The organism is Mycobacterium sp. ITM-2016-00316, from assembly GCF_002968335.2.
In the GTDB taxonomy this organism is placed as follows: domain Bacteria; phylum Actinomycetota; class Actinomycetes; order Mycobacteriales; family Mycobacteriaceae; genus Mycobacterium.
Window position 1 is genome coordinate 951,299 of the sequence record NZ_CP134398.1, and the last position, 19,357, is coordinate 970,655.

15 protein-coding genes are annotated in these 19,357 nt (G+C 66.4%); 11 read left to right on the forward strand and 4 right to left on the reverse strand.

Going from position 1 to position 19,357, the window contains the following annotated elements:
• Window positions 1-1,347 carry an NAD-dependent succinate-semialdehyde dehydrogenase gene (locus tag C6A86_RS04540; RefSeq protein ID WP_105364156.1) on the reverse strand — a complete coding sequence of 449 codons (1,347 nt, stop codon included), beginning with the start codon at window positions 1,345-1,347 and terminating at the stop codon, window positions 1-3.
• 297 nt (window positions 1,348-1,644) lie between these two features.
• Between C6A86_RS04540 and rplJ the strand changes: the two genes are divergently transcribed.
• From rplJ to C6A86_RS04565, 5 genes are all read left to right on the forward strand, one after another.
• Window positions 1,645-2,172 (forward strand): 50S ribosomal protein L10, encoded by a 528-nt coding sequence (gene rplJ / locus C6A86_RS04545; RefSeq protein WP_105364157.1) that lies wholly within the window; start codon window positions 1,645-1,647, stop codon window positions 2,170-2,172.
• 38 nt (window positions 2,173-2,210) lie between these two features.
• Window positions 2,211-2,600, forward strand: coding sequence for a 50S ribosomal protein L7/L12 (gene rplL / locus C6A86_RS04550; RefSeq protein WP_105364158.1), 390 nt, complete (start codon window positions 2,211-2,213; stop codon window positions 2,598-2,600).
• 168 nt (window positions 2,601-2,768) lie between these two features.
• Window positions 2,769-3,842, forward strand: a complete 1,074-nt coding sequence (locus tag C6A86_RS04555) for an ABC transporter ATP-binding protein (RefSeq protein ID WP_105363856.1) — start codon at window positions 2,769-2,771, stop codon at window positions 3,840-3,842.
• 447 nt (window positions 3,843-4,289) lie between these two features.
• Window positions 4,290-7,784: a DNA-directed RNA polymerase subunit beta gene (locus tag C6A86_RS04560; protein WP_105363855.1), complete on the forward strand. Its 3,495-nt coding sequence runs from the start codon at window positions 4,290-4,292 to the stop codon at window positions 7,782-7,784.
• Between the two features lie 32 nt (window positions 7,785-7,816).
• Window positions 7,817-11,770, forward strand: a complete 3,954-nt coding sequence (locus tag C6A86_RS04565; protein WP_105363854.1) for a DNA-directed RNA polymerase subunit beta' — start codon at window positions 7,817-7,819, stop codon at window positions 11,768-11,770.
• A gap of 45 nt (window positions 11,771-11,815) precedes the next feature.
• On the opposite strand, the gene C6A86_RS04570 is transcribed toward C6A86_RS04565, so the two are convergent.
• Window positions 11,816-12,403 carry a maleylpyruvate isomerase family mycothiol-dependent enzyme gene (locus C6A86_RS04570; RefSeq protein WP_105363853.1) on the reverse strand — a complete coding sequence of 196 codons (588 nt, stop codon included), beginning with the start codon at window positions 12,401-12,403 and terminating at the stop codon, window positions 11,816-11,818.
• 252 nt (window positions 12,404-12,655) lie between these two features.
• On the opposite strand from C6A86_RS04570, the gene C6A86_RS04575 reads away from it, so the two are divergent.
• Together C6A86_RS04575 and C6A86_RS04580 are read left to right on the forward strand one after the other, a co-directional pair.
• Entirely contained in the window at window positions 12,656-13,405 is a 750-nt protein-coding gene (locus C6A86_RS04575) for a deoxyribonuclease IV (RefSeq protein ID WP_105363852.1), read from the forward strand.
• 61 nt (window positions 13,406-13,466) lie between these two features.
• Window positions 13,467-14,534 (forward strand): phosphatase PAP2 family protein, encoded by a 1,068-nt coding sequence (locus C6A86_RS04580; RefSeq protein WP_105363851.1) that lies wholly within the window; start codon window positions 13,467-13,469, stop codon window positions 14,532-14,534.
• Here C6A86_RS04580 and C6A86_RS04585 read toward each other — a convergent pair.
• Entirely contained in the window at window positions 14,522-14,857 is a 336-nt protein-coding gene (locus C6A86_RS04585) for a cupin domain-containing protein (RefSeq protein ID WP_199196236.1), read from the reverse strand. The genes C6A86_RS04580 and C6A86_RS04585 overlap by 13 nt on opposite strands.
• 62 nt (window positions 14,858-14,919) lie before the next feature.
• Between C6A86_RS04585 and C6A86_RS04590 the strand changes: the two genes are divergently transcribed.
• Genes C6A86_RS04590 through C6A86_RS04605 form a run of 4 tightly spaced genes read left to right on the forward strand, consistent with a single transcriptional unit; the run spans window position 14,920 to window position 18,931 of the window.
• Entirely contained in the window at window positions 14,920-16,539 is a 1,620-nt protein-coding gene (locus tag C6A86_RS04590) for an acyl-CoA dehydrogenase family protein (protein WP_105363849.1), read from the forward strand.
• Window positions 16,536-17,447 (forward strand): crotonase/enoyl-CoA hydratase family protein, encoded by a 912-nt coding sequence (locus tag C6A86_RS04595; RefSeq protein WP_105363848.1) that lies wholly within the window; start codon window positions 16,536-16,538, stop codon window positions 17,445-17,447. The genes C6A86_RS04590 and C6A86_RS04595 overlap by 4 nt, the downstream gene beginning before the upstream one ends.
• Before the next feature lie 3 nt (window positions 17,448-17,450).
• Entirely contained in the window at window positions 17,451-18,164 is a 714-nt protein-coding gene (locus tag C6A86_RS04600) for a PaaX family transcriptional regulator C-terminal domain-containing protein (RefSeq protein ID WP_105363847.1), read from the forward strand.
• Between the two features lie 53 nt (window positions 18,165-18,217).
• Entirely contained in the window at window positions 18,218-18,931 is a 714-nt protein-coding gene (locus tag C6A86_RS04605) for a crotonase/enoyl-CoA hydratase family protein (RefSeq protein WP_396835261.1), read from the forward strand.
• Here the strand turns inward: C6A86_RS04605 and C6A86_RS04610 are convergent.
• Window positions 18,928-19,326, reverse strand: coding sequence for a DUF3060 domain-containing protein (locus C6A86_RS04610; protein WP_105363846.1), 399 nt, complete (start codon window positions 19,324-19,326; stop codon window positions 18,928-18,930). The genes C6A86_RS04605 and C6A86_RS04610 overlap by 4 nt on opposite strands.
• Window positions 19,327-19,357: the final 31 nt, after the last annotated feature.

Here is a 19,357-nt window from a genome sequence, read left to right on the forward strand (position 1 = left end):
CTACTTGGCGATGCGGATGAGTTTCTTGTTCACGAACTCGTCGATGCCGAAGCGGCCGAGTTCGCGGCCGAAACCGGAACGCTTCACGCCACCGAAGGGCAGTTCCGCGCCTTCGGCGCCGACGGCGTTGACGAACACCATGCCGGCCTCGATCTTGTCGGCGACCCGCTTGGCCTGCTCGGGGTCGGTGGTGAAGACGTAGGAGCCCAGCCCGAACGGGGTGTCGTTGGCCAGCTCGACCGCGGCGTCCTCGTCGGCGACCTTGTAGACGGTGGCCACCGGTCCGAACAGTTCCTCCTTGGCCGCCGGCGAATCCGGGGACAATCCGGTCAGCACCCCGGGCGGGAAGAACGCCCCGTTGCGCTCGCCTTCGGAGGTCAGCGCGGCACCCGCGGCCACGGCGCGCTGGACCTGCTCCTCGAGGCGCTCGGCGGCGGCCACCGAGGACAGCGGGGCCAGCCCGTCGGCCTTGGCCAGCACCTTGGCGGTGAACTTGTCGAGGAACTCGTCATAGACGCCCTCGGCGACGATGATCCGCTTGGCCGCGTTACAGGCCTGCCCGGTGTTCTCGAAGCGCCCGTCCACGGCCGCCTCGATGGTGGCGTCCAGGTCGTCGGAGGACAGCAGGATGAACGGATCGGAGCCGCCGAGTTCCAGCACGACCTTCTTCAGGTTGCGTCCGGCGATCTCGGCGACTGCGGCGCCGGCGCGCTCCGAACCGGTCAGCGACACCCCCTGGATGCGGGGGTCGGCGATGGCGTCGGCGATCTGCTCATTGGTGGCGTAGACGTTGACGTAGGCGCCCTCGGGATAGCCGGCGTCGGTGAAGATCTGGGCCAGCGCCGCGGCGGATTCGGGGCACTGCGGTGCGTGTTTGAGCACGATGGTGTTGCCCAACACCAGGTTCGGGCCGGCGAAGCGGGCCACCTGGTAGTAGGGGTAGTTCCACGGCATGATGCCCAGCAGCACCCCGACCGGGCCGCGTCGGATCAGTGCGCTGCCCTCACCGTCGAGCAGGTCGATCGGCTCGTCGGCGAGGAATTTCTCGGCGTTGTCGGCGTAGAACTCATAGATCGAGGCGCTGAACTCGACTTCGCCGACCGACTGGTCCAGCGGCTTGCCCATCTCACGCTGGATGATCTTGGCCAGTTCGTCCTTGCGCTCGTTGTGCAGGGCGGCGACCTTGCGGATCAACTCGGCGCGCTGGGCGACCGTGGTGGTCTTCGACCACTCCTTGTACGCCGTGGCCGCCGCCGACACCGCCGCCTCGATCTGGTCGTCGGTGGCGGTGGGATATTCCTTCACCACATCGCCGGTCGCCGGATCAACTACCGCGTACAGACTCATCGATTTCGCTCCTTAACCAAGGTCAGTGGGTGTCACCGTCGAACCTACGCGGTTCCGCGCGTACCGCCTCGTTTTGGCCGATCGGGCTGCGGCAGGCTATTCTTTCCGGGTTCCACCGAAGACCGTCGGTCACCGAGTAATCGGTTGAAGGTCCCGGATCACCCGGGCGGCCCACGCAGGAGGACGAGGTAGAGCATTCTTGCGCGCCCCGACCTGTCTGTGTCGGGGCGTTCGTGTTTTCTCGGCCCTTTGCCCCCGATGGTTGGTGGACGTCCCAACCATTACGAGGAGGCAAGCATGGCCAAGGCTGAAAAGGCCACCGCGGTCGCCGACATCGCCGAGAAGTTCAAGGAGGCGACGGCCACCGTCGTCACCGAGTACCGCGGCCTGAAGGTGTCCAACCTTGCCGAGCTGCGCAGGTCGCTGGGCGACGGTGTGACCTACACCGTTGCCAAGAACACCCTGGTGAAGCGTGCAGCGGCCGAGGCCGGCGTGGAGGGTCTCGACGACCTGTTCACCGGTCCGACCGCCATCGCGTTCATCAGCGGTGAGCCCGTCGACGCCGCCAAGGCGATCAAGAAGTTCGCCAAGGACAACAAGGCGTTGGTCGTCAAGGGCGGCTACATGGACGGCCGTGCGCTGTCCGTGGGCGAAGTCGAGCGCATCGCCGATCTGGAATCGCGTGAGGTCCTGCTGTCCAAGCTGGCCGGCGCGATGAAGGCGAAGCAGTCCCAGGCCGCAGCGCTGTTCGTGGCGCCCGCGTCGCAGATCGCCCGCCTGGCTGCAGCTCTGCAAGAGAAGAAGGCCGGCGAAGACGCCGCCTGACCAAAACCACCACCACCCATTAGAGATAAGGAATCACCATGGCAAAGCTGTCCACCGACGAACTGCTCGACGCGTTCAAGGAAATGACCCTGCTCGAGCTCTCTGAGTTCGTGAAGCAGTTCGAAGAGACCTTCGACGTCACCGCCGCCGCTCCCGTCGCCGTTGCCGCCGGCCCCGCCGCCGGTGGCGCGCCTGCCGAGGCCGCCGAAGAGCAGAGCGAATTCGACGTCATCCTGGAAGGTGCCGGCGAGAAGAAGATCGGCGTCATCAAGGTCGTCCGCGAGATCGTTTCCGGCCTGGGCCTCAAGGAAGCCAAGGACCTCGTCGACAGCGCTCCCAAGCCGCTGCTGGAGAAGGTCAACAAGGAGGCCGCCGAGGACGCCAAGGCCAAGCTTGAGGCTGCCGGCGCATCGGTCACCGTCAAGTAGTTCTCTGCGCACTGTGGGCCGGGTCGAATTCGACCCGGCCCACAGTCGTCTGTGGGGCCATCCAGTGTGCGGTTCGTCGTTGCTGAAAAACTGTGTAGGTTACAGTGACTCAAGCCACAGGCGGGTGCAGCAGGTGGCGCGGTGGTGCTGTGAGCGGAAGGAACCTGTATGGGCGTCCAAATCGACGTGACCGGACTGAGTAAGTCTTTCGGATCGTCGAAGATCTGGGAAGACGTCACGTTGACGGTTCCCGAGGGTGAAGTCAGCGTGTTGCTGGGCCCGTCGGGTACCGGTAAGTCGGTGTTCCTGAAGTCGCTGATCGGCCTGTTGCGGCCTGAGCGCGGCTCGATCGTCATCGACGGCACCAACATCCTGGAGTGCTCGGCCAAGGAGCTCTACGAGATCCGCACCCTGTTCGGTGTGCTGTTCCAGGACGGCGCCCTGTTCGGATCGATGAACATCTACGACAACACGGCCTTCCCGCTGCGCGAGCACACCAAGAAGTCCGAGTCCGAGATCCGCAACATCGTGATGGAAAAGCTCGAGCTCGTCGGTATGCCCAATGACGGGCACAAGTTCCCCGGTGAGATCTCCGGCGGTATGCGCAAGCGCGCCGGCCTGGCCCGCGCCCTGGTGCTCGACCCCAAGATCATCCTGTGCGACGAGCCGGACTCCGGTCTGGATCCCGTCCGTACCGCGTACCTGTCGCAGCTGTTGATCGATATCAACGCTCAGATCGACGCGACCGTGCTGATCGTGACGCACAACATCAACATCGCCCGCACGGTGCCGGACAACATCGGCATGCTGTTCCGCAAGAAGCTGGTCATGTTCGGGCCCCGCGAGGTGCTGCTGACCAGCGAGGAGCCCGTCGTGAAGCAGTTCCTCAACGGTCGGCGTATCGGGCCGATCGGTATGTCGGAGGAGAAGGACGAAGCCACCGCCGCGGCCGAGCAGGCCATGATGGAGGCCGGTCAGCATGACGGTGGTGTCGAGGAGATCGAGGGTGTGCCCCCGCAGCTGATGGCCACTCCCGGTATGCCCGAGCGTAAGGCTGTGGGTCGTCGGCAGGCCCGGGTGCGCGAGATCCTGCACACCCTGCCCCCGGCCGCCCAGGAAGCCATCCGCGACGACCTCGAAGGCACGCACAAGTACCAGGCGCACGAGCCCGGTCACGTCTCGCGCCAGCACGCCCACGAGGACGACACCCCGACGACGTCCATTCCCGTCGCCAAGGAATAGCACTTTCAGCCCGCGAGAAACCGCCCGAGCCTCGGCTCGGGCGGTTTTTTGTTGCCTGCACGGCGACATTGCGTGGCCGCCGACCGGATGGGACCCCGCGGTGACCCCGAATACCGCTGGATCACTGCTCGTGGACGGAAAATCCACAGCCGACACGGCTCTATCTCTTGACGGAAGGCGGCAAACGGGCCAGTCTGTTTTTCAGCAATGTAGGAGGGGTTGAACACGATCGAGTCGCCAGCCAGCGCCCGGTTCACCTTCTACATGCGGTGGTTGAGGAATGCGCCGTCTTGCGCTAGTATCGGACGTTGCGCTGGCTGCATCCTGCCCACCCTTCACTGCACCTGACATCGTGACCTAGCCTGAGCCCTGCTCAGCGATCTAGACGCGTGCCGTGGTTCTTCGAAGACTCGGGCTTGAGAGCCAGCCAAACCGATGCAGATATAGCTGGAAGGGTGCATCTTGGCAGTCTCGAGCCAGAGCAAGTCAGATTCCACTAATAGCTCCGTTCCGGGAGCGCCGAACCGAATTTCCTTCGCCAAGCTCCGTGAGCCTCTCGAGGTTCCGGGGCTCCTTGACGTTCAGACCGACTCTTTCGAGTGGCTGGTCGGTTCGGACCGGTGGCGGACGAAGGCGGTCGACCGCGGCGACGTGAACCCGGTCGGAGGCTTGGAGGAAGTACTCGCCGAACTGTCTCCGATCGAGGATTTCTCCGGCTCGATGTCGCTGAGCTTCTCGGACCCGCGCTTCGACGAAGTCAAGGCGCCGGTGGACGAGTGCAAAGACAAGGACATGACGTACGCGGCTCCGCTGTTCGTCACGGCCGAGTTCATCAACAACAACACCGGTGAGATCAAGAGCCAGACGGTCTTCATGGGTGACTTCCCGATGATGACCGAGAAGGGCACCTTCATCATCAACGGCACCGAGCGTGTCGTGGTGTCCCAGCTGGTCCGTTCGCCGGGCGTGTACTTCGATTCGTCGATCGACAAGGCCACCGAGAAGGACCTGCACAGCGTCAAGGTCATCCCGGGCCGCGGTGCGTGGCTGGAGTTCGACGTCGACAAGCGCGACACCGTCGGCGTCCGCATCGACCGCAAGCGCCGCCAGCCGGTCACCGTGCTGCTGAAGGCGCTCGGCTGGACCAACGAGCAGATCACCGAGCGCTTCGGCTTCTCCGAGATCATGATGGGCACGCTGGAGAAGGACAACACCGCCGGTACCGATGAGGCGCTGCTGGACATCTACCGGAAGCTGCGCCCGGGCGAGCCGCCGACCAAGGAGTCCGCGCAGACCCTGCTGGAGAACCTGTTCTTCAAGGAGAAGCGCTACGACCTGGCTCGCGTCGGCCGCTACAAGGTCAACAAGAAGCTGGGCCTGAACGCCGGCCAGCCGATCACCAACTCGACGCTGACCGAAGAGGACGTCGTCGCGACGATCGAGTACCTGGTGCGTCTGCACGAGGGCCAGACCTCGATGACCGCTCCCGGCGGCGTCGAGGTGCCCGTCGAGGTCGACGACATCGACCACTTCGGCAACCGTCGTCTGCGTACCGTGGGCGAGCTGATCCAGAACCAGATCCGGGTCGGCCTGTCGCGTATGGAGCGTGTCGTGCGTGAGCGCATGACGACCCAGGACGTCGAGGCGATCACGCCGCAGACCCTGATCAACATCCGTCCCGTCGTGGCGGCGATCAAGGAGTTCTTCGGCACCAGCCAGCTGTCGCAGTTCATGGACCAGAACAACCCGCTGTCGGGTCTGACCCACAAGCGTCGTCTGTCGGCGCTGGGCCCCGGCGGTCTGTCCCGTGAGCGTGCCGGCCTTGAGGTCCGCGACGTGCACTCCAGCCACTACGGCCGGATGTGCCCGATCGAGACCCCGGAAGGCCCGAACATCGGCCTGATCGGTTCGCTGTCGGTGTACGCACGGGTCAACCCGTTCGGTTTCATCGAGACGCCGTACCGCAAGGTGGTCGACGGCCAGGTCACTGACCAGATCGACTACCTGACCGCCGACGAGGAGGACCGCCACATCGTGGCGCAGGCCAACTCGCCGCTGGACGGCGACGGCCGGTTCACCGAAGAGAAGATCCTGGTTCGCCGTAAGGGCGGCGAGGTCGAGTTCGTCTCCGCCACCGACGTGGACTACATGGATGTCTCGCCGCGCCAGATGGTGTCGGTCGCGACGGCGATGATCCCGTTCCTCGAGCACGACGACGCCAACCGTGCCCTGATGGGTGCCAACATGCAGCGCCAGGCGGTTCCGCTGGTCCGCAGCGAGGCCCCGTTGGTCGGTACCGGTATGGAGTTGCGTGCCGCCATCGATGCCGGTGACGTGGTTGTCGCCGACAAGACCGGTGTGATCGAAGAGGTTTCGGCCGACTACATCACCGTGATGGCCGACGACGGCTCGCGCCAGACCTACCGGATGCGCAAGTTCGCCCGGTCCAACCACGGCACGTGCGCCAACCAGCGCCCGATCGTGGACACCGGACAGCGTGTCGAGGCCGGCCAGGTGCTGGCCGATGGTCCGTGCACCGAGAACGGTGAGATGGCGCTGGGCAAGAACCTGCTCGTCGCCGTCATGCCGTGGGAGGGTCACAACTACGAAGACGCGATCATCCTCTCCAGCCGTCTGGTCGAAGAGGACGTGCTCACCTCGATTCACATCGAGGAGCACGAGATCGACGCCCGCGACACCAAGCTGGGCGCCGAGGAGATCACCCGGGACATTCCGAACGTCTCCGATGAGGTGCTGGCCGATCTCGACGAGCGCGGCATCATCCGCATCGGCGCCGAGGTCCGCGACGGCGACATCCTGGTCGGCAAGGTCACCCCGAAGGGTGAGACCGAGCTGACCCCGGAGGAGCGTCTGCTGCGTGCCATCTTCGGTGAGAAGGCCCGCGAGGTCCGCGACACGTCGCTCAAGGTGCCCCACGGCGAGTCGGGCAAGGTCATCGGCATCCGCGTGTTCTCCCGCGAGGATGACGACGAGCTGCCCGCCGGCGTCAACGAGCTGGTCCGCGTCTACGTGGCCCAGAAGCGCAAGATCTCCGACGGTGACAAGCTCGCCGGACGCCACGGCAACAAGGGCGTCATCGGCAAGATCCTGCCGATCGAGGACATGCCGTTCATGCCCGATGGCACCCCGGTGGACATCATCCTGAACACCCACGGTGTGCCGCGTCGTATGAACATCGGCCAGATCCTGGAGACCCACCTCGGGTGGGTGGCCAAGGCCGGCTGGAACATCGAGGGCTCACCCGAGTGGGCAGCCAAACTGCCCGAGGGCATGCTGTCCGCTCCGGCCGACAGCATCGTGGCCACCCCGGTGTTCGACGGTGCCCAGGAAGGGGAGCTGGAGGGCCTGCTCGGCTCGACGCTGCCCAACCGCGACGGCGACGTCATGGTCAACGCGCAGGGCAAGGCCGAGCTGTTCGACGGTCGTTCCGGCGAGCCGTTCCCGTACCCGGTGACGGTCGGCTACATGTACATCCTGAAGCTGCACCACCTGGTGGACGACAAGATCCACGCCCGCTCGACCGGTCCGTACTCGATGATCACCCAGCAGCCGCTCGGTGGTAAGGCGCAGTTCGGTGGTCAGCGGTTCGGCGAGATGGAGTGCTGGGCCATGCAGGCCTACGGTGCGGCCTACACGCTGCAGGAGCTGCTCACCATCAAGTCCGACGACACGGTGGGTCGCGTCAAGGTGTACGAGGCCATCGTCAAGGGCGAGAACATCCCCGAACCCGGTATCCCGGAGTCGTTCAAGGTGCTTCTCAAGGAGCTGCAGTCGCTCTGCCTGAACGTCGAGGTGCTGTCTTCGGACGGCGCGGCGATCGAGATGCGAGACGGAGACGACGAGGACCTGGAGCGCGCTGCTGCCAACCTCGGAATCAACCTGTCGCGCAACGAATCTGCCTCTGTCGAAGATCTCGCTTAAATATCTAGTCCCGCAAGGGGAAAGGGAGTTACGTGCTAGACGTCAACTTCTTCGATGAACTCCGCATCGGTCTCGCGACCGCGGACGACATCCGTAACTGGTCCTTCGGCGAGGTCAAGAAGCCGGAGACCATCAACTACCGCACGCTCAAGCCAGAGAAGGACGGCCTGTTCTGCGAGAAGATCTTCGGACCTACTCGCGACTGGGAGTGCTACTGCGGCAAGTACAAGCGCGTGCGCTTCAAGGGCATCATCTGTGAGCGCTGCGGCGTCGAGGTGACCCGTGCCAAGGTGCGCCGTGAGCGGATGGGCCACATCGAGCTGGCCGCACCCGTCACGCACATCTGGTACTTCAAGGGCGTTCCGTCGCGCTTGGGCTACCTGCTGGACCTGGCCCCGAAGGATCTGGAAAAGATCATCTACTTCGCGGCCTACGTCATCACCGCGGTCGACACCGAGATGCGCCACAACGAGCTCTCGACCCTTGAGGCCGAGATGGTCGTCGAGAAGAAGGCCGTCGAGGATCAGCGTGACGCCGACCTGGAGGCCCGGGCCCAGAAGCTCGAAGCCGACCTGGCCGAGCTGGAGCGCGACGGCGCCAAGTCCGACGTGCGCCGCAAGGTGCGCGACGGCGGCGAGCGCGAGATGCGCCAGCTGCGCGACCGTGCCGGCCGTGAGCTGGAGCGTCTCGACGAGATCTGGACCACCTTCACCAAGCTGGCTCCCAAGCAGCTCATCGTGGACGAGGTGCTCTACCGCGAGCTCATCGACCGCTACGGCGAGTACTTCGAGGGCGCCATGGGCGCGGAGTCGATCAAGAAGCTCATCGAGACCTTCGACATCGACGCCGAGGCCGAGAGCCTGCGCGACACCATCAAGAACGGCAAGGGCCAGAAGAAGCTGCGTGCGCTGAAGCGGCTCAAGGTCGTCGCGGCGTTCCAGATGAACCGCAACTCGCCGATGGGCATGGTGCTCGACGCCGTGCCGGTGATCCCGCCGGAGCTTCGCCCGATGGTGCAGCTGGACGGTGGCCGCTTCGCGACCTCCGACCTCAACGACCTGTACCGCCGCGTGATCAACCGCAACAACCGGCTCAAGCGACTGATCGATCTGGGTGCGCCCGAGATCATCGTCAACAACGAGAAGCGGATGCTGCAGGAGTCGGTGGACGCGCTGTTCGACAACGGCCGTCGTGGACGTCCGGTCACCGGGCCGGGCAACCGTCCGCTCAAGTCGCTGTCCGATCTGCTCAAGGGCAAGCAGGGCCGGTTCCGCCAGAACCTGCTCGGCAAGCGCGTCGACTACTCGGGCCGTTCGGTCATCGTGGTCGGCCCGCAGCTCAAGCTGCATCAGTGCGGTCTGCCCAAGCTGATGGCACTGGAGCTGTTCAAGCCGTTCGTGATGAAGCGTCTCGTCGACCTGAACCACGCGCAGAACATCAAGAGCGCCAAGCGCATGGTGGAACGTCAGCGTCCCCAGGTGTGGGATGTCCTCGAAGAGGTCATCGCCGAGCACCCGGTGCTGCTGAACCGTGCACCCACGCTGCACCGCCTCGGTATCCAGGCCTTCGAGCCGCAGCTGGTCGAGGGCAAGGCCATCCAGCTGCACCCGCTGGTGTGTGAGGCCTTCAACGCCGACTTCGACGGTGACCAGATGGCCGTGCACCTTCCGCTGTCCGCGGAGGCGCAGGCCGAGGCACGCATCCTGATGCTGTCGTCGAACAACATCCTGTCTCCCGCGTCGGGCCGCCCGCTGGCCATGCCGCGTCTGGACATGGTGACCGGTCTGTACTTCCTGACCACCGAGATCCCCGGTGACACCGGCGAGTACACCCCGGCGGCGACGGACACCCCGGAGACCGGCGTGTACAGCTCCCCGGCCGAGGCCATCATGGCCCTGGACCGCGGTGCGCTGTCGGTGCGCGCCAAGATCAAGGTGCGGCTGACCCACCAGCGTCCGTCCGCCGACGTCGAGGCACAGCTGTTCCCCGAGGGCTGGAAATACGGCGACGCCTGGATTGCCGACACCACGCTGGGTCGCGTGCTCTTCAACGAGCTGCTGCCCAAGGGCTACCCGTTCGTCAACGCGCAGATGTTCAAGAAGGCGCAGGCCGCGATCATCAACGATCTCGCCGAGCGTTACCCGATGATCGTCGTCGCGCAGACGGTGGACAAGCTCAAGGACGCCGGTTTCCACTGGGCGACGCGTTCGGGTGTGACCATCTCCATGTCCGACGTGCTGGTTCCCCCGCAGAAGCAGGAGATCCTGGAGCGCTACGAGGGCGAAGCCGAGAGCATCGAGAAGCAGTACCAGCGCGGCAAGCTCAACCATGTCGAGCGCAACGGCGAACTGGTGAAGATCTGGCAGCAGGCCACCGAAGAGGTCGGTAAGGCCCTGGAGGCCTACTACCCCGAGGACAACCCGATCATCACGATCGTGAAGTCCGGCGCCACGGGCAACCTGACCCAGACCCGCACACTCGCGGGCATGAAGGGTCTGGTGACCAACCCGAAGGGTGAGTACATCCCGCGTCCGATCAAGTCCTCGTTCCGCGAGGGCCTGACCGTGCTGGAGTACTTCATCAACACCCACGGTGCCCGTAAGGGTCTGGCCGACACCGCGCTGCGTACCGCCGACTCGGGTTACCTGACCCGCCGTCTGGTGGACGTCAGCCAGGACGTCATCGTGCGTGAGACCGACTGCCAGACCGAGCGCGGTATCAACGTCACCCTCGCTGAGAAGCAGGAAGACGGCTCGCTGGTCCGCGATCAGCACATCGAGACGTCGGCGTACGCCCGCACGCTGGCCACCGACGCGGTGGACGCAAACGGCAACGTCGTCATCCAGCGCGGCCATGACCTGGGTGACCCGGCCATCGACGCGCTGCTGGCCGCCGGTATCACCGAGGTGAAGGTCCGCTCCGTGCTGACCTGCACCACGGGCACCGGCGTCTGCGCCATGTGCTACGGCCGCTCGATGGCCACCGGCAAGCTCGTCGACATCGGCGAGGCCGTCGGTATCGTCGCCGCGCAGTCCATCGGTGAGCCCGGTACGCAGCTGACCATGCGTACCTTCCACCAGGGTGGTGTCACCGGTGGCGCCGACATCGTCGGTGGTCTGCCGCGTGTGCAGGAACTGTTCGAGGCCCGCGTGCCGAAGAACCGTGCCCCGATCGCCGATGTCACCGGCTTGGTGCAGCTGGAGGAGACCGACAAGTTCTACAAGATCACCATCGTCCCCGACGATGGTGGCGAGGAAGTCGTCTACGACAAGCTGACCCGTCGCCAGCGCCTGAAGGTGTTCAAGCACGACGACGGTTCCGAGCGTCTGCTCTCCGACGGTGACCACGTCACCGTGGGTCAGCAGCTCATGGAAGGTGCTGCCGATCCGCACGAGGTGCTGCGTGTGCAGGGCCCCCGTGAGGTGCAGATCCACCTTGTCCGGGAGGTCCAGGAGGTCTACCGGGCCCAGGGTGTGTCGATCCACGACAAGCACATCGAGGTCATCGTGCGGCAGATGCTGCGCCGCGTGACGATCATCGATTCCGGTGCCACGGAGTTCCTGCCCGGATCGCTGACCGAGCGCAGCGAGTTCGAGTCGGAGAACCGTCGGGTCGTCGCCGAGGGCAACGAGCCTGCGGCCGGCCGTCCGGTGCTGATGGGTATCACGAAGGCATCGCTGGCCACGGATTCGTGGCTGTCGGCGGCGTCGTTCCAGGAGACCACTCGCGTGCTGACCGATGCGGCGATCAACTGCCGCAGCGACAAGCTGATGGGTCTGAAGGAGAACGTGATCATCGGCAAGCTGATCCCGGCCGGTACCGGTATTGCCCGGTACCGGGACATCCAGGTGCAGCCGACCGAAGAGGCCCGCGCCGCGGCGTACACGATCCCGTCCTACGAGGATCAGTACTACAGCCCGGACTTCGGCCAGAGCACCGGTGCTGCGGTGCCGCTGGACGATTACGGATACAGCGACTACCGCTAACTCAGTACGGAGAAGCCCCCGCTTTCGAGCGGGGGCTTTTTCGTGTCAGCTGGCGAGCAGGTCATTGCGGCCCGCGCAGGCCAGCAGCAATTCGATTGCGGTGCCGCGGATCTCGCGCCCGGTCCCGATGGTCAGATCTGTGTCGGTGGCGACGAGCCGTACCCCGGCGACGAGTTCTCTGGCCCCGCCGAACTTTGTCGAGGTGCGGAGTTGCTGGCGTAGCGAACGCTCGATGGACTGGACCGGATAGTTGCGCTGCAGACCCAGCGGGCCGCGGATGTCCTCGCCGTGCACGACCTCCTCGACGATGCGGGTGTCCGTCGGGGCGAGCGGTGTCGTCGTGCGGGCGGCGGCCTTCTTCAGGCGCTGCAGCGTCTGGGCGGGTGTCGCGCCTTTGGCCCGCGCGATACCGCGCTCGTTCTGGAGGTCGAAGTCGAAGCGAGCCGTGAGCATGTCGCGGGCGAAGCCGAGCCGGGTGGACTCGGCAACGTCGACGAGATGGGCGACGACATCGTGCACGGTCCATCCCGCGCACCGCGACGGCTGCGCCCACTGATCGGGAGCGAGGCCTTCGAGTTCGGCGATGAGAGCCCGGCGCTCGGCGTGCACGAGGGGCCATACGTCATTGCTCATGTCGTGCAGACCTACCCGGATCCGAAATGTCATCGCGTGTGTTCACGGGACCTACCTGACTTCAGTCTCGTGCGGCCGCGGTCGACGATCCGGAAGCCACGTAGGGATCTGGGCACCGATGTCTACCTGACTTCAGTCTCGTGCGGCCCGGACAGCGACGAGTTCTAGCTGGCTTAGGCGCGCTGACGTCCGCTCAGTGAACGCTGCCGCGCCCAAATCGCCGCGTCGGACCCCGCGCCTAAACTGGGCCCCGTGCTCATTGGTTCACATGTGAATCCCGAAGACCCGATCGCCGCGGCCGCCGCCGAAGGTGCCGACGCCGTCCAGTTCTTCCTCGGTAACCCGCAGAGCTGGAAGAAGCCCAAGCCGCGCGAGGACGCCGAGGCGCTCAAGGCCTCCAGCGTGCCGCTATACGTGCATGCGCCGTACCTGATCAACGTCGCCTCGGCGAACAACCGGGTACGGATCCCGTCGCGCAAGATCCTGCAGGACACCTGCGATGCGGCCGCCGAGATCGGCGCCACCGCGGTCATCGTGCACGGCGGGCACGCCGACGACAATGACATGGAGGCCGGTTTCGAGCGCTGGGTCAAGGCGCTGGCCAGCCTGAACACCGAGGTGCCGGTGTACCTGGAGAACACCGCCGGCGGTGACCACGCCATGGCGCGGCATTTCGACACCATCGCCCGGCTGTGGGATCACATCGGCGACAAGGGGATCGGCTTCTGCCTGGACACCTGCCACGCCTGGGCGGCCGGCGAGGCGTTGATCGACGCCGTCGACCGGATCAAGTCCATCACCGGCCGCATCGACCTGGTGCACTGCAACGATTCGCGGGACGCCGCGGGCTCGGGTGCGGACCGGCACGCCAACTTCGGCACCGGGCAGATCGACCCCGACCTGCTGGTGGCTGTGGTCAAGGCCGCCGGCGCCCCGGTGATCTGCGAGACCTCAGAAGAGGGTCGCAAGGACGACATCGCCTTCCTGCGCGACAACCTCTGACGGCACACCGGAATTTTCGGCAAACGGCGGGCGACGCACAGGTGAACTAGGCTCACCACTCGTGGCGACGATTGACGAGGAACAATCGATCGTCGTCCATCGCGTCGCGACGCCCGGCCGTCGCACCCAGCGCCTGCGCTATCTGCGCTACGCCGCGATTACCGTCTGGGCTGGCGTCGTGCTGTGGCGCACGGTGACCGACGGTTTCGCGTTCAACCGGGAATTGGTGCTGCTCTACATCAGCACCGGACTCATCGCGGCCAGCATCGGCCAGGGCCGGCGCATGTTCTACGTGCTGCGCGATTGGCTGCCCTTCGCGCTGCTGCTGATCGCATACGACCTCAGCCGGGGAGCGGCCGATTTCGTCGGTCGCCCGACGCTGTGGCACTGGCAGGCCGACGCCGACCGCTGGCTGTTCGGCGGCACCATGCCGACCGTCTGGCTGCAGGAGCGCCTGAAGCTGCCGCATCCACCCTGGTGGGAAGTCGGGATCAGCACCGTCTACATGTCGTTCTTCGTGCTCCCGTACGTCATCGCCGGGGTGCTGTGGCTGCGCGACCGCGAGGAATGGAAGCGGTTCGTCAAGCTCTTCGTCGGCTTGAACTTCGCCGGGCTGGTGATCTACGCGCTGGTGCCCGCCGCGCCGCCGTGGGCGGCGGCGCGCTGTACCCCCGAGGACGTCGCCGGCGGACCGTCGGGCCCGCGCTGCATGTTCAAGTCCGCGCGCGGCGTCCCTGACGGCGGTGTGCTCGGCGGTATGGAGAGCGTGCGGGACGGCGCCAACGACTGGATCGAGCGCATCGTGACGCGCGGGTGGGGAAACCTGAACATGCACACCGCGACCGCCCTGCTGGACCAGGGCCAGGCCAGCGTCAACCTGGTGGCCGCGATCCCGTCCCTGCACGCGGGGATGTCGGCGGCGCTGGCCGCGTTCCTGTGGAACCGGTTGCACCGCGGGTGGCGTCCGGTGCTGGTGGCCTATCCGCTGGTCATGGCGTTCACGCTGGTCTACACCGCCGAGCATTACGTCATCGACATCCTGCTGGGCTGGGCCCTTGCCGCCGCGGTGATCTACGCCGGGCACGCCTACGAGTCACGGCGTAAGGCCTCGGTGGCTCAGGTCAGGTAGATCTTGCGCAGGGTGTCGGTGACCGTCCAGGTGGTCTCGGCTCCGGCGGCCAGGCGTCCGATATCGCCGGCGCGCAGGTGCAGCGGCGCAGTGCCGTCGGCGAATTCGACGGTGGCGGCACCGGCGAGGACGACGAACACCTCGTCGGCCTCGACATCGGTCATGGTGCCGACCGACATCTCCCAGACGCCGATCTCCAAACCGCCGAACTGGGCGAGCGTCGAGGCTGCCGTGCTCGGGTCGCCCGCGACGGACTGGTCGGCGGGCACCGGCTCGTGGGTGAGCGCCAGCGCGGCGGCGTGGATGGCGGTATTGGGCTGCACCGCACGAGTATGCACTGTGTTACGTATCTTGTGCAGCTGTCGAGAAAATGTAACAGTGGGGCATGGCCACTCACGTCGTCACCAACCAGGTTCCTCCGCTGCGCGATCACAATCCGGCCGCCTCACCGGTGCTCATGGAGGCGCTGGTCCGAGAGGGCGGCGGTTGGGGAGCCGACGAGGTCACCGAACTCGGCGCCCTGAGCGGGTCGGATCAGGCGCAGCGCTGGGGCGAACTCGCCGACCGTCACCGCCCGGTGCTGCACACCCACGATCGCTACGGTCACCGCGTCGACGAGGTCGAATTCGACCCGGCCTATCACGAACTGATGAATGTCGCTGTCACGCACGGACTGCACGGCGCACCGTGGGCCGATGATCGCACCGGATCCCACGTGGTCCGGGCCGCCAAGACCTCGGTGTGGACACCCGAACCGGGCCACATCTGCCCGATCTCGATGACCTACGCGGTGGTTCCCGCGCTGCGTTTCAACCCCGAACTGGCCGCTGCCTACGAACCGCTGCTGACCAGCCGGGTCTATGACCCGGAGCTCAAGGTGCCCACCACCAAGGCCGGTCTCACCGCGGGTATGTCGATGACCGAGAAGCAGGGCGGCTCCGATGTGCGGGCGGGCACCACCGAGGCGGCACCCAATGCCGACGGCACCTACACGCTGACCGGACACAAATGGTTCACCTCGGCACCGATGTGCGACGTGTTCCTGGTCCTCGCCCAGGCACCCGGTGGGTTGAGCTGCTTCTTCCTGCCTCGGGTGCTGCCCGACGGCACCCGTAACCGGATGTTCTTGCAGCGGCTCAAGGACAAGCTCGGCAACCACGCCAACGCCTCCAGCGAGGTCGAATACGACGGGGCGACGGCCTGGCTGGTCGGCGAGGAGGGCCGCGGGGTGAAGACCATCATCGAGATGGTCAACCTGACCCGGCTGGATTGCACGCTGGGCAGCGCCACCAGCATGCGCACCGGGCTCAGCCGTGCCGTTCACCATGCCCAGCACCGAAAGGCGTTCGGCGCCTACCTGATCGACCAACCGCTGATGCGCAACGTGCTGGCCGACCTGGCCGTCGAGGCCGAGGCCGCGACCATGCTGGCCATGCGGATGGCCGGGGCGACCGATCGAGCGGTGCGCGGTGACGAACGCGAGTCGCTGTTGCGCCGGATCGGCCTGGCGGCCGGGAAGTACTGGGTGTGCAAGCGGGCGACACCGCATGCCGCCGAGGCGATGGAGTGTCTGGGTGGCAACGGTTATGTCGAGGACTCCGGGATGCCGCGGCTGTACCGGGAGGCGCCGCTGATGGGCATCTGGGAGGGGTCGGGCAATGTCAGCGCACTGGATACGTTGCGCGCCATGGCAACCCGCCCGGAATGTGTGGACGTGCTGTTCGACGAACTCGCCCAGGCGCAGGACCCACGGCTTGATGCGCACGTGACCGCGCTGAAGGCGTCGCTGAGCAGCCTCGGCGATATCGAGTACCGCGGACGGCAGGTCGCCGAGGACATCTCGCTGGCGCTGCAGGGTGCGCTGCTGGTGCGCCACGGGCATCCCGCGGTCGCCGAGGCGTTCCTGGCCAGCCGGCTCGGCGGGCAGTGGGGCGGCGCTTTCGGCACGCTGCCGACCGGCCTGGACCTGGCGCCCATCATCGAGCGCGCGTTGGTCAAGGGATGAGCATCGACACGCTGACGACCATGACCTACGAGGTGACCGGCCGCATCGCCCGGATCACCTTCAATCGCCCCGACAAGGGCAACGCCATCATCGCCGCCACCCCCGTCGAACTGGCGGAACTGGTGGAGCGCGCCGATCTGGACCCGGGCGTCCACGTCATCCTGGTTTCCGGTGCCGGAGCGGGCTTCTGCGCGGGCTTCGATCTCGGGGCCTATGCCGATGGCAGCTCCTCGGCCGGTGCGGACCGCCGTGGCACCGTGCTCGACGGCCGCACCCAGGCCGTCAACCACCTGCCCGATCAGCCGTGGGATCCGATGATCGACTACCAGATGATGAGCCGGTTCGTGCGCGGCTTCTCCAGCCTGATGCACTGCGACAAACCCACGGTGGTCAAGATCCACGGCTATTGCATCGCCGGTGGCACCGATATCGCGCTGCACGCCGACCAGGTCATCACCGCCTCGGACGCCAAGATCGGCTACCCGCCGATGCGGGTGTGGGGTGTGCCCGCGGCCGGCCTGTGGGCGCACCGCCTGGGTGATCAACGCGCGAAACGCCTACTGCTGACCGGTGATTGCCTCACCGGCGCGCAAGCCGCGGAATGGGGTCTGGCGGTGGAAGCCCCCGAACCGCAGGACCTCGACGAGCGCACCGAGCGCCTGGTGGCCCGCATCGCCGCCATGCCGGTGAACCAGCTCATCATGGCCAAGCTGGCCTGCAACACCGCGCTGCTGCAACAGGGCGTGGCCACCAGCCGGATGGTCAGCACCGTCTTCGACGGTATCGCCCGGCACACCCCGGAGGGGCACGCGTTCGTCGCCGACGCGCGCGAGCACGGTTTCCGGGAGGCCGTCCGGCACCGCGACGAACCGCTGGGCGATCACGGCCGCCGCGCCTCCGGAGTCTGACCGGTGCGCCTGACCGCCCGTTCGGTGGTGCTGAGCGTCCTGCTCGGTGCGCACCCCGCCTGGGCATCGGCGGCCGAACTCGTGCTGTTGACAGCTGATTTCGGTATCCGGGAGTCGACGCTGCGGGTGGCGCTCACCCGGATGGTGGGTGCGGGCGATCTGGTGCGTTCGGCGGACGGTTACCGGCTCTCCGACCGGCTGCTGGCGCGGCAGCGCCGCCAGGACGGCGCCATCGAACCGCACGAACGACCGTGGGGCGGCATCTGGACGACGCTGCTGATCACCAGCGTCGGCGCCGACGCCCGTACCCGTGCCGAGTTACGGAACACCTTACTGCAGAGCCGGTTCGGCGAGCTCCGCGAAGGTGCGTGGTTGCGGCCGGACAACCTCGCGGTGGAATTGCCCGAGGACATCCGGACCAAGGTGCGGGTGCTGCACAGCCGCGACGATGACCCCGCCGGGCTGGTGGGGCAGTTGTGGGATCTGCCGGCCTGGGCCCGCGAAGGTGAGCGGTTGCTCGCCGAGATGGCCGAAGCCGCCGATGTGCCAGGGCGTTTCGTGGTGGCTGCCGCCATCGTGCGGCACCTGCTGACCGACCCGGTGCTGCCGGCCGAACTGTTGCCGCCGCGCTGGCCCGGCGAACGGCTGCGGCTGGCTTACCGGGATTTCGCCGCCGAACTGGTCGCGCGGCGCGACGATCGAGTGGAGGCAGTGTGAGTGACTCGGCAGGTGTGCGGGTGGAGCGCAACGGTGCGGTGACGACGGTCATCATGAACCGGCCGGAGGCCCGCAACGCGGTCAACGGACCGGCCGCCGCGGAGTTGTACGCGGCTTTCGACGAGTTCGATCATGACGACGGAGCATCGGTCGCGGTGCTCTGCGGTGACAACGGAACCTTCTGTGCCGGTGCAGATCTCAAAGCTATGGGCACCGCTGAGGGCAATCAGGTGCGTGCTGATGGTCCGGGACCGATGGGTCCGTCGCGGATGATCCTGTCCAAACCGGTGATCGCCGCGGTCAGCGGTTACGCAGTGGCCGGTGGCCTGGAACTTGCGCTGTGGTGCGACCTGCGGGTGGTCGAGGAGGACGCCGAGTTCGGGGTGTTCTGCCGGCGCTGGGGTGTCCCTTTGATCGATGGCGGCACGGTGCGGCTGCCGCGCCTGATCGGGCACAGCCGCGCGATGGACCTCATCCTCACCGGCCGGGCGGTCGGGGCGCAGGAGGCCATGCAGATCGGGCTGGCCAACCGGGTGGTGCCGAAGGGGCAGGCCCGCGCGGCCGCCGAGGAACTGGCCGCCGAGCTGGCCGCGCTACCGCAGCTGTGCCTGCGCGCCGACCGGCTTTCCGCCCTGCGTCAGTGGGGCGAAACCGAAGAGACGGCAATGGACTTCGAGTTCGGTAGCCTGGCCAAGGTGTCCACGGAGCTGTTGGCGGGCGCCAAACGGTTCGTCGACGGGGCCGGACGGCACGGGGCCGGCAGCTAGCCCTTGCTGACCTTGTTGCCGCTGCCGAGGTCCTCGACCTTCGGGTCACCGGCCTTGTAGACGACGGTGTTGTCGATGCCGACCACGCTGATCTCGGTCTCGACGTTGTCCAGCGTCACCTTGTTGTCGGCGCCACCGATGTTGACGCTGGAGCAGGTGCCCTTGATGGTGAGGGTGTTGTTGGAGCCACCCACGTTGAGCGCCTTGCCCTGCGCGCAGTCGATATCGGCGGTGGTGCCGAACGACCCGTAGTTGATGGTGTTGCCGATCTCGACCTGTGCGCCCGAGGTGCCGGCGGTGACGGTCGGGGCGCCGGAATCCCCACTCGATCCGCATCCGGCCAGTCCGAGCGCGAGCGCCACGGCGGCGACGGTTCCTGCGATATGAGTGCGCATGCTTCCTCGATTCGTAGCCGGTCTTCCCAGC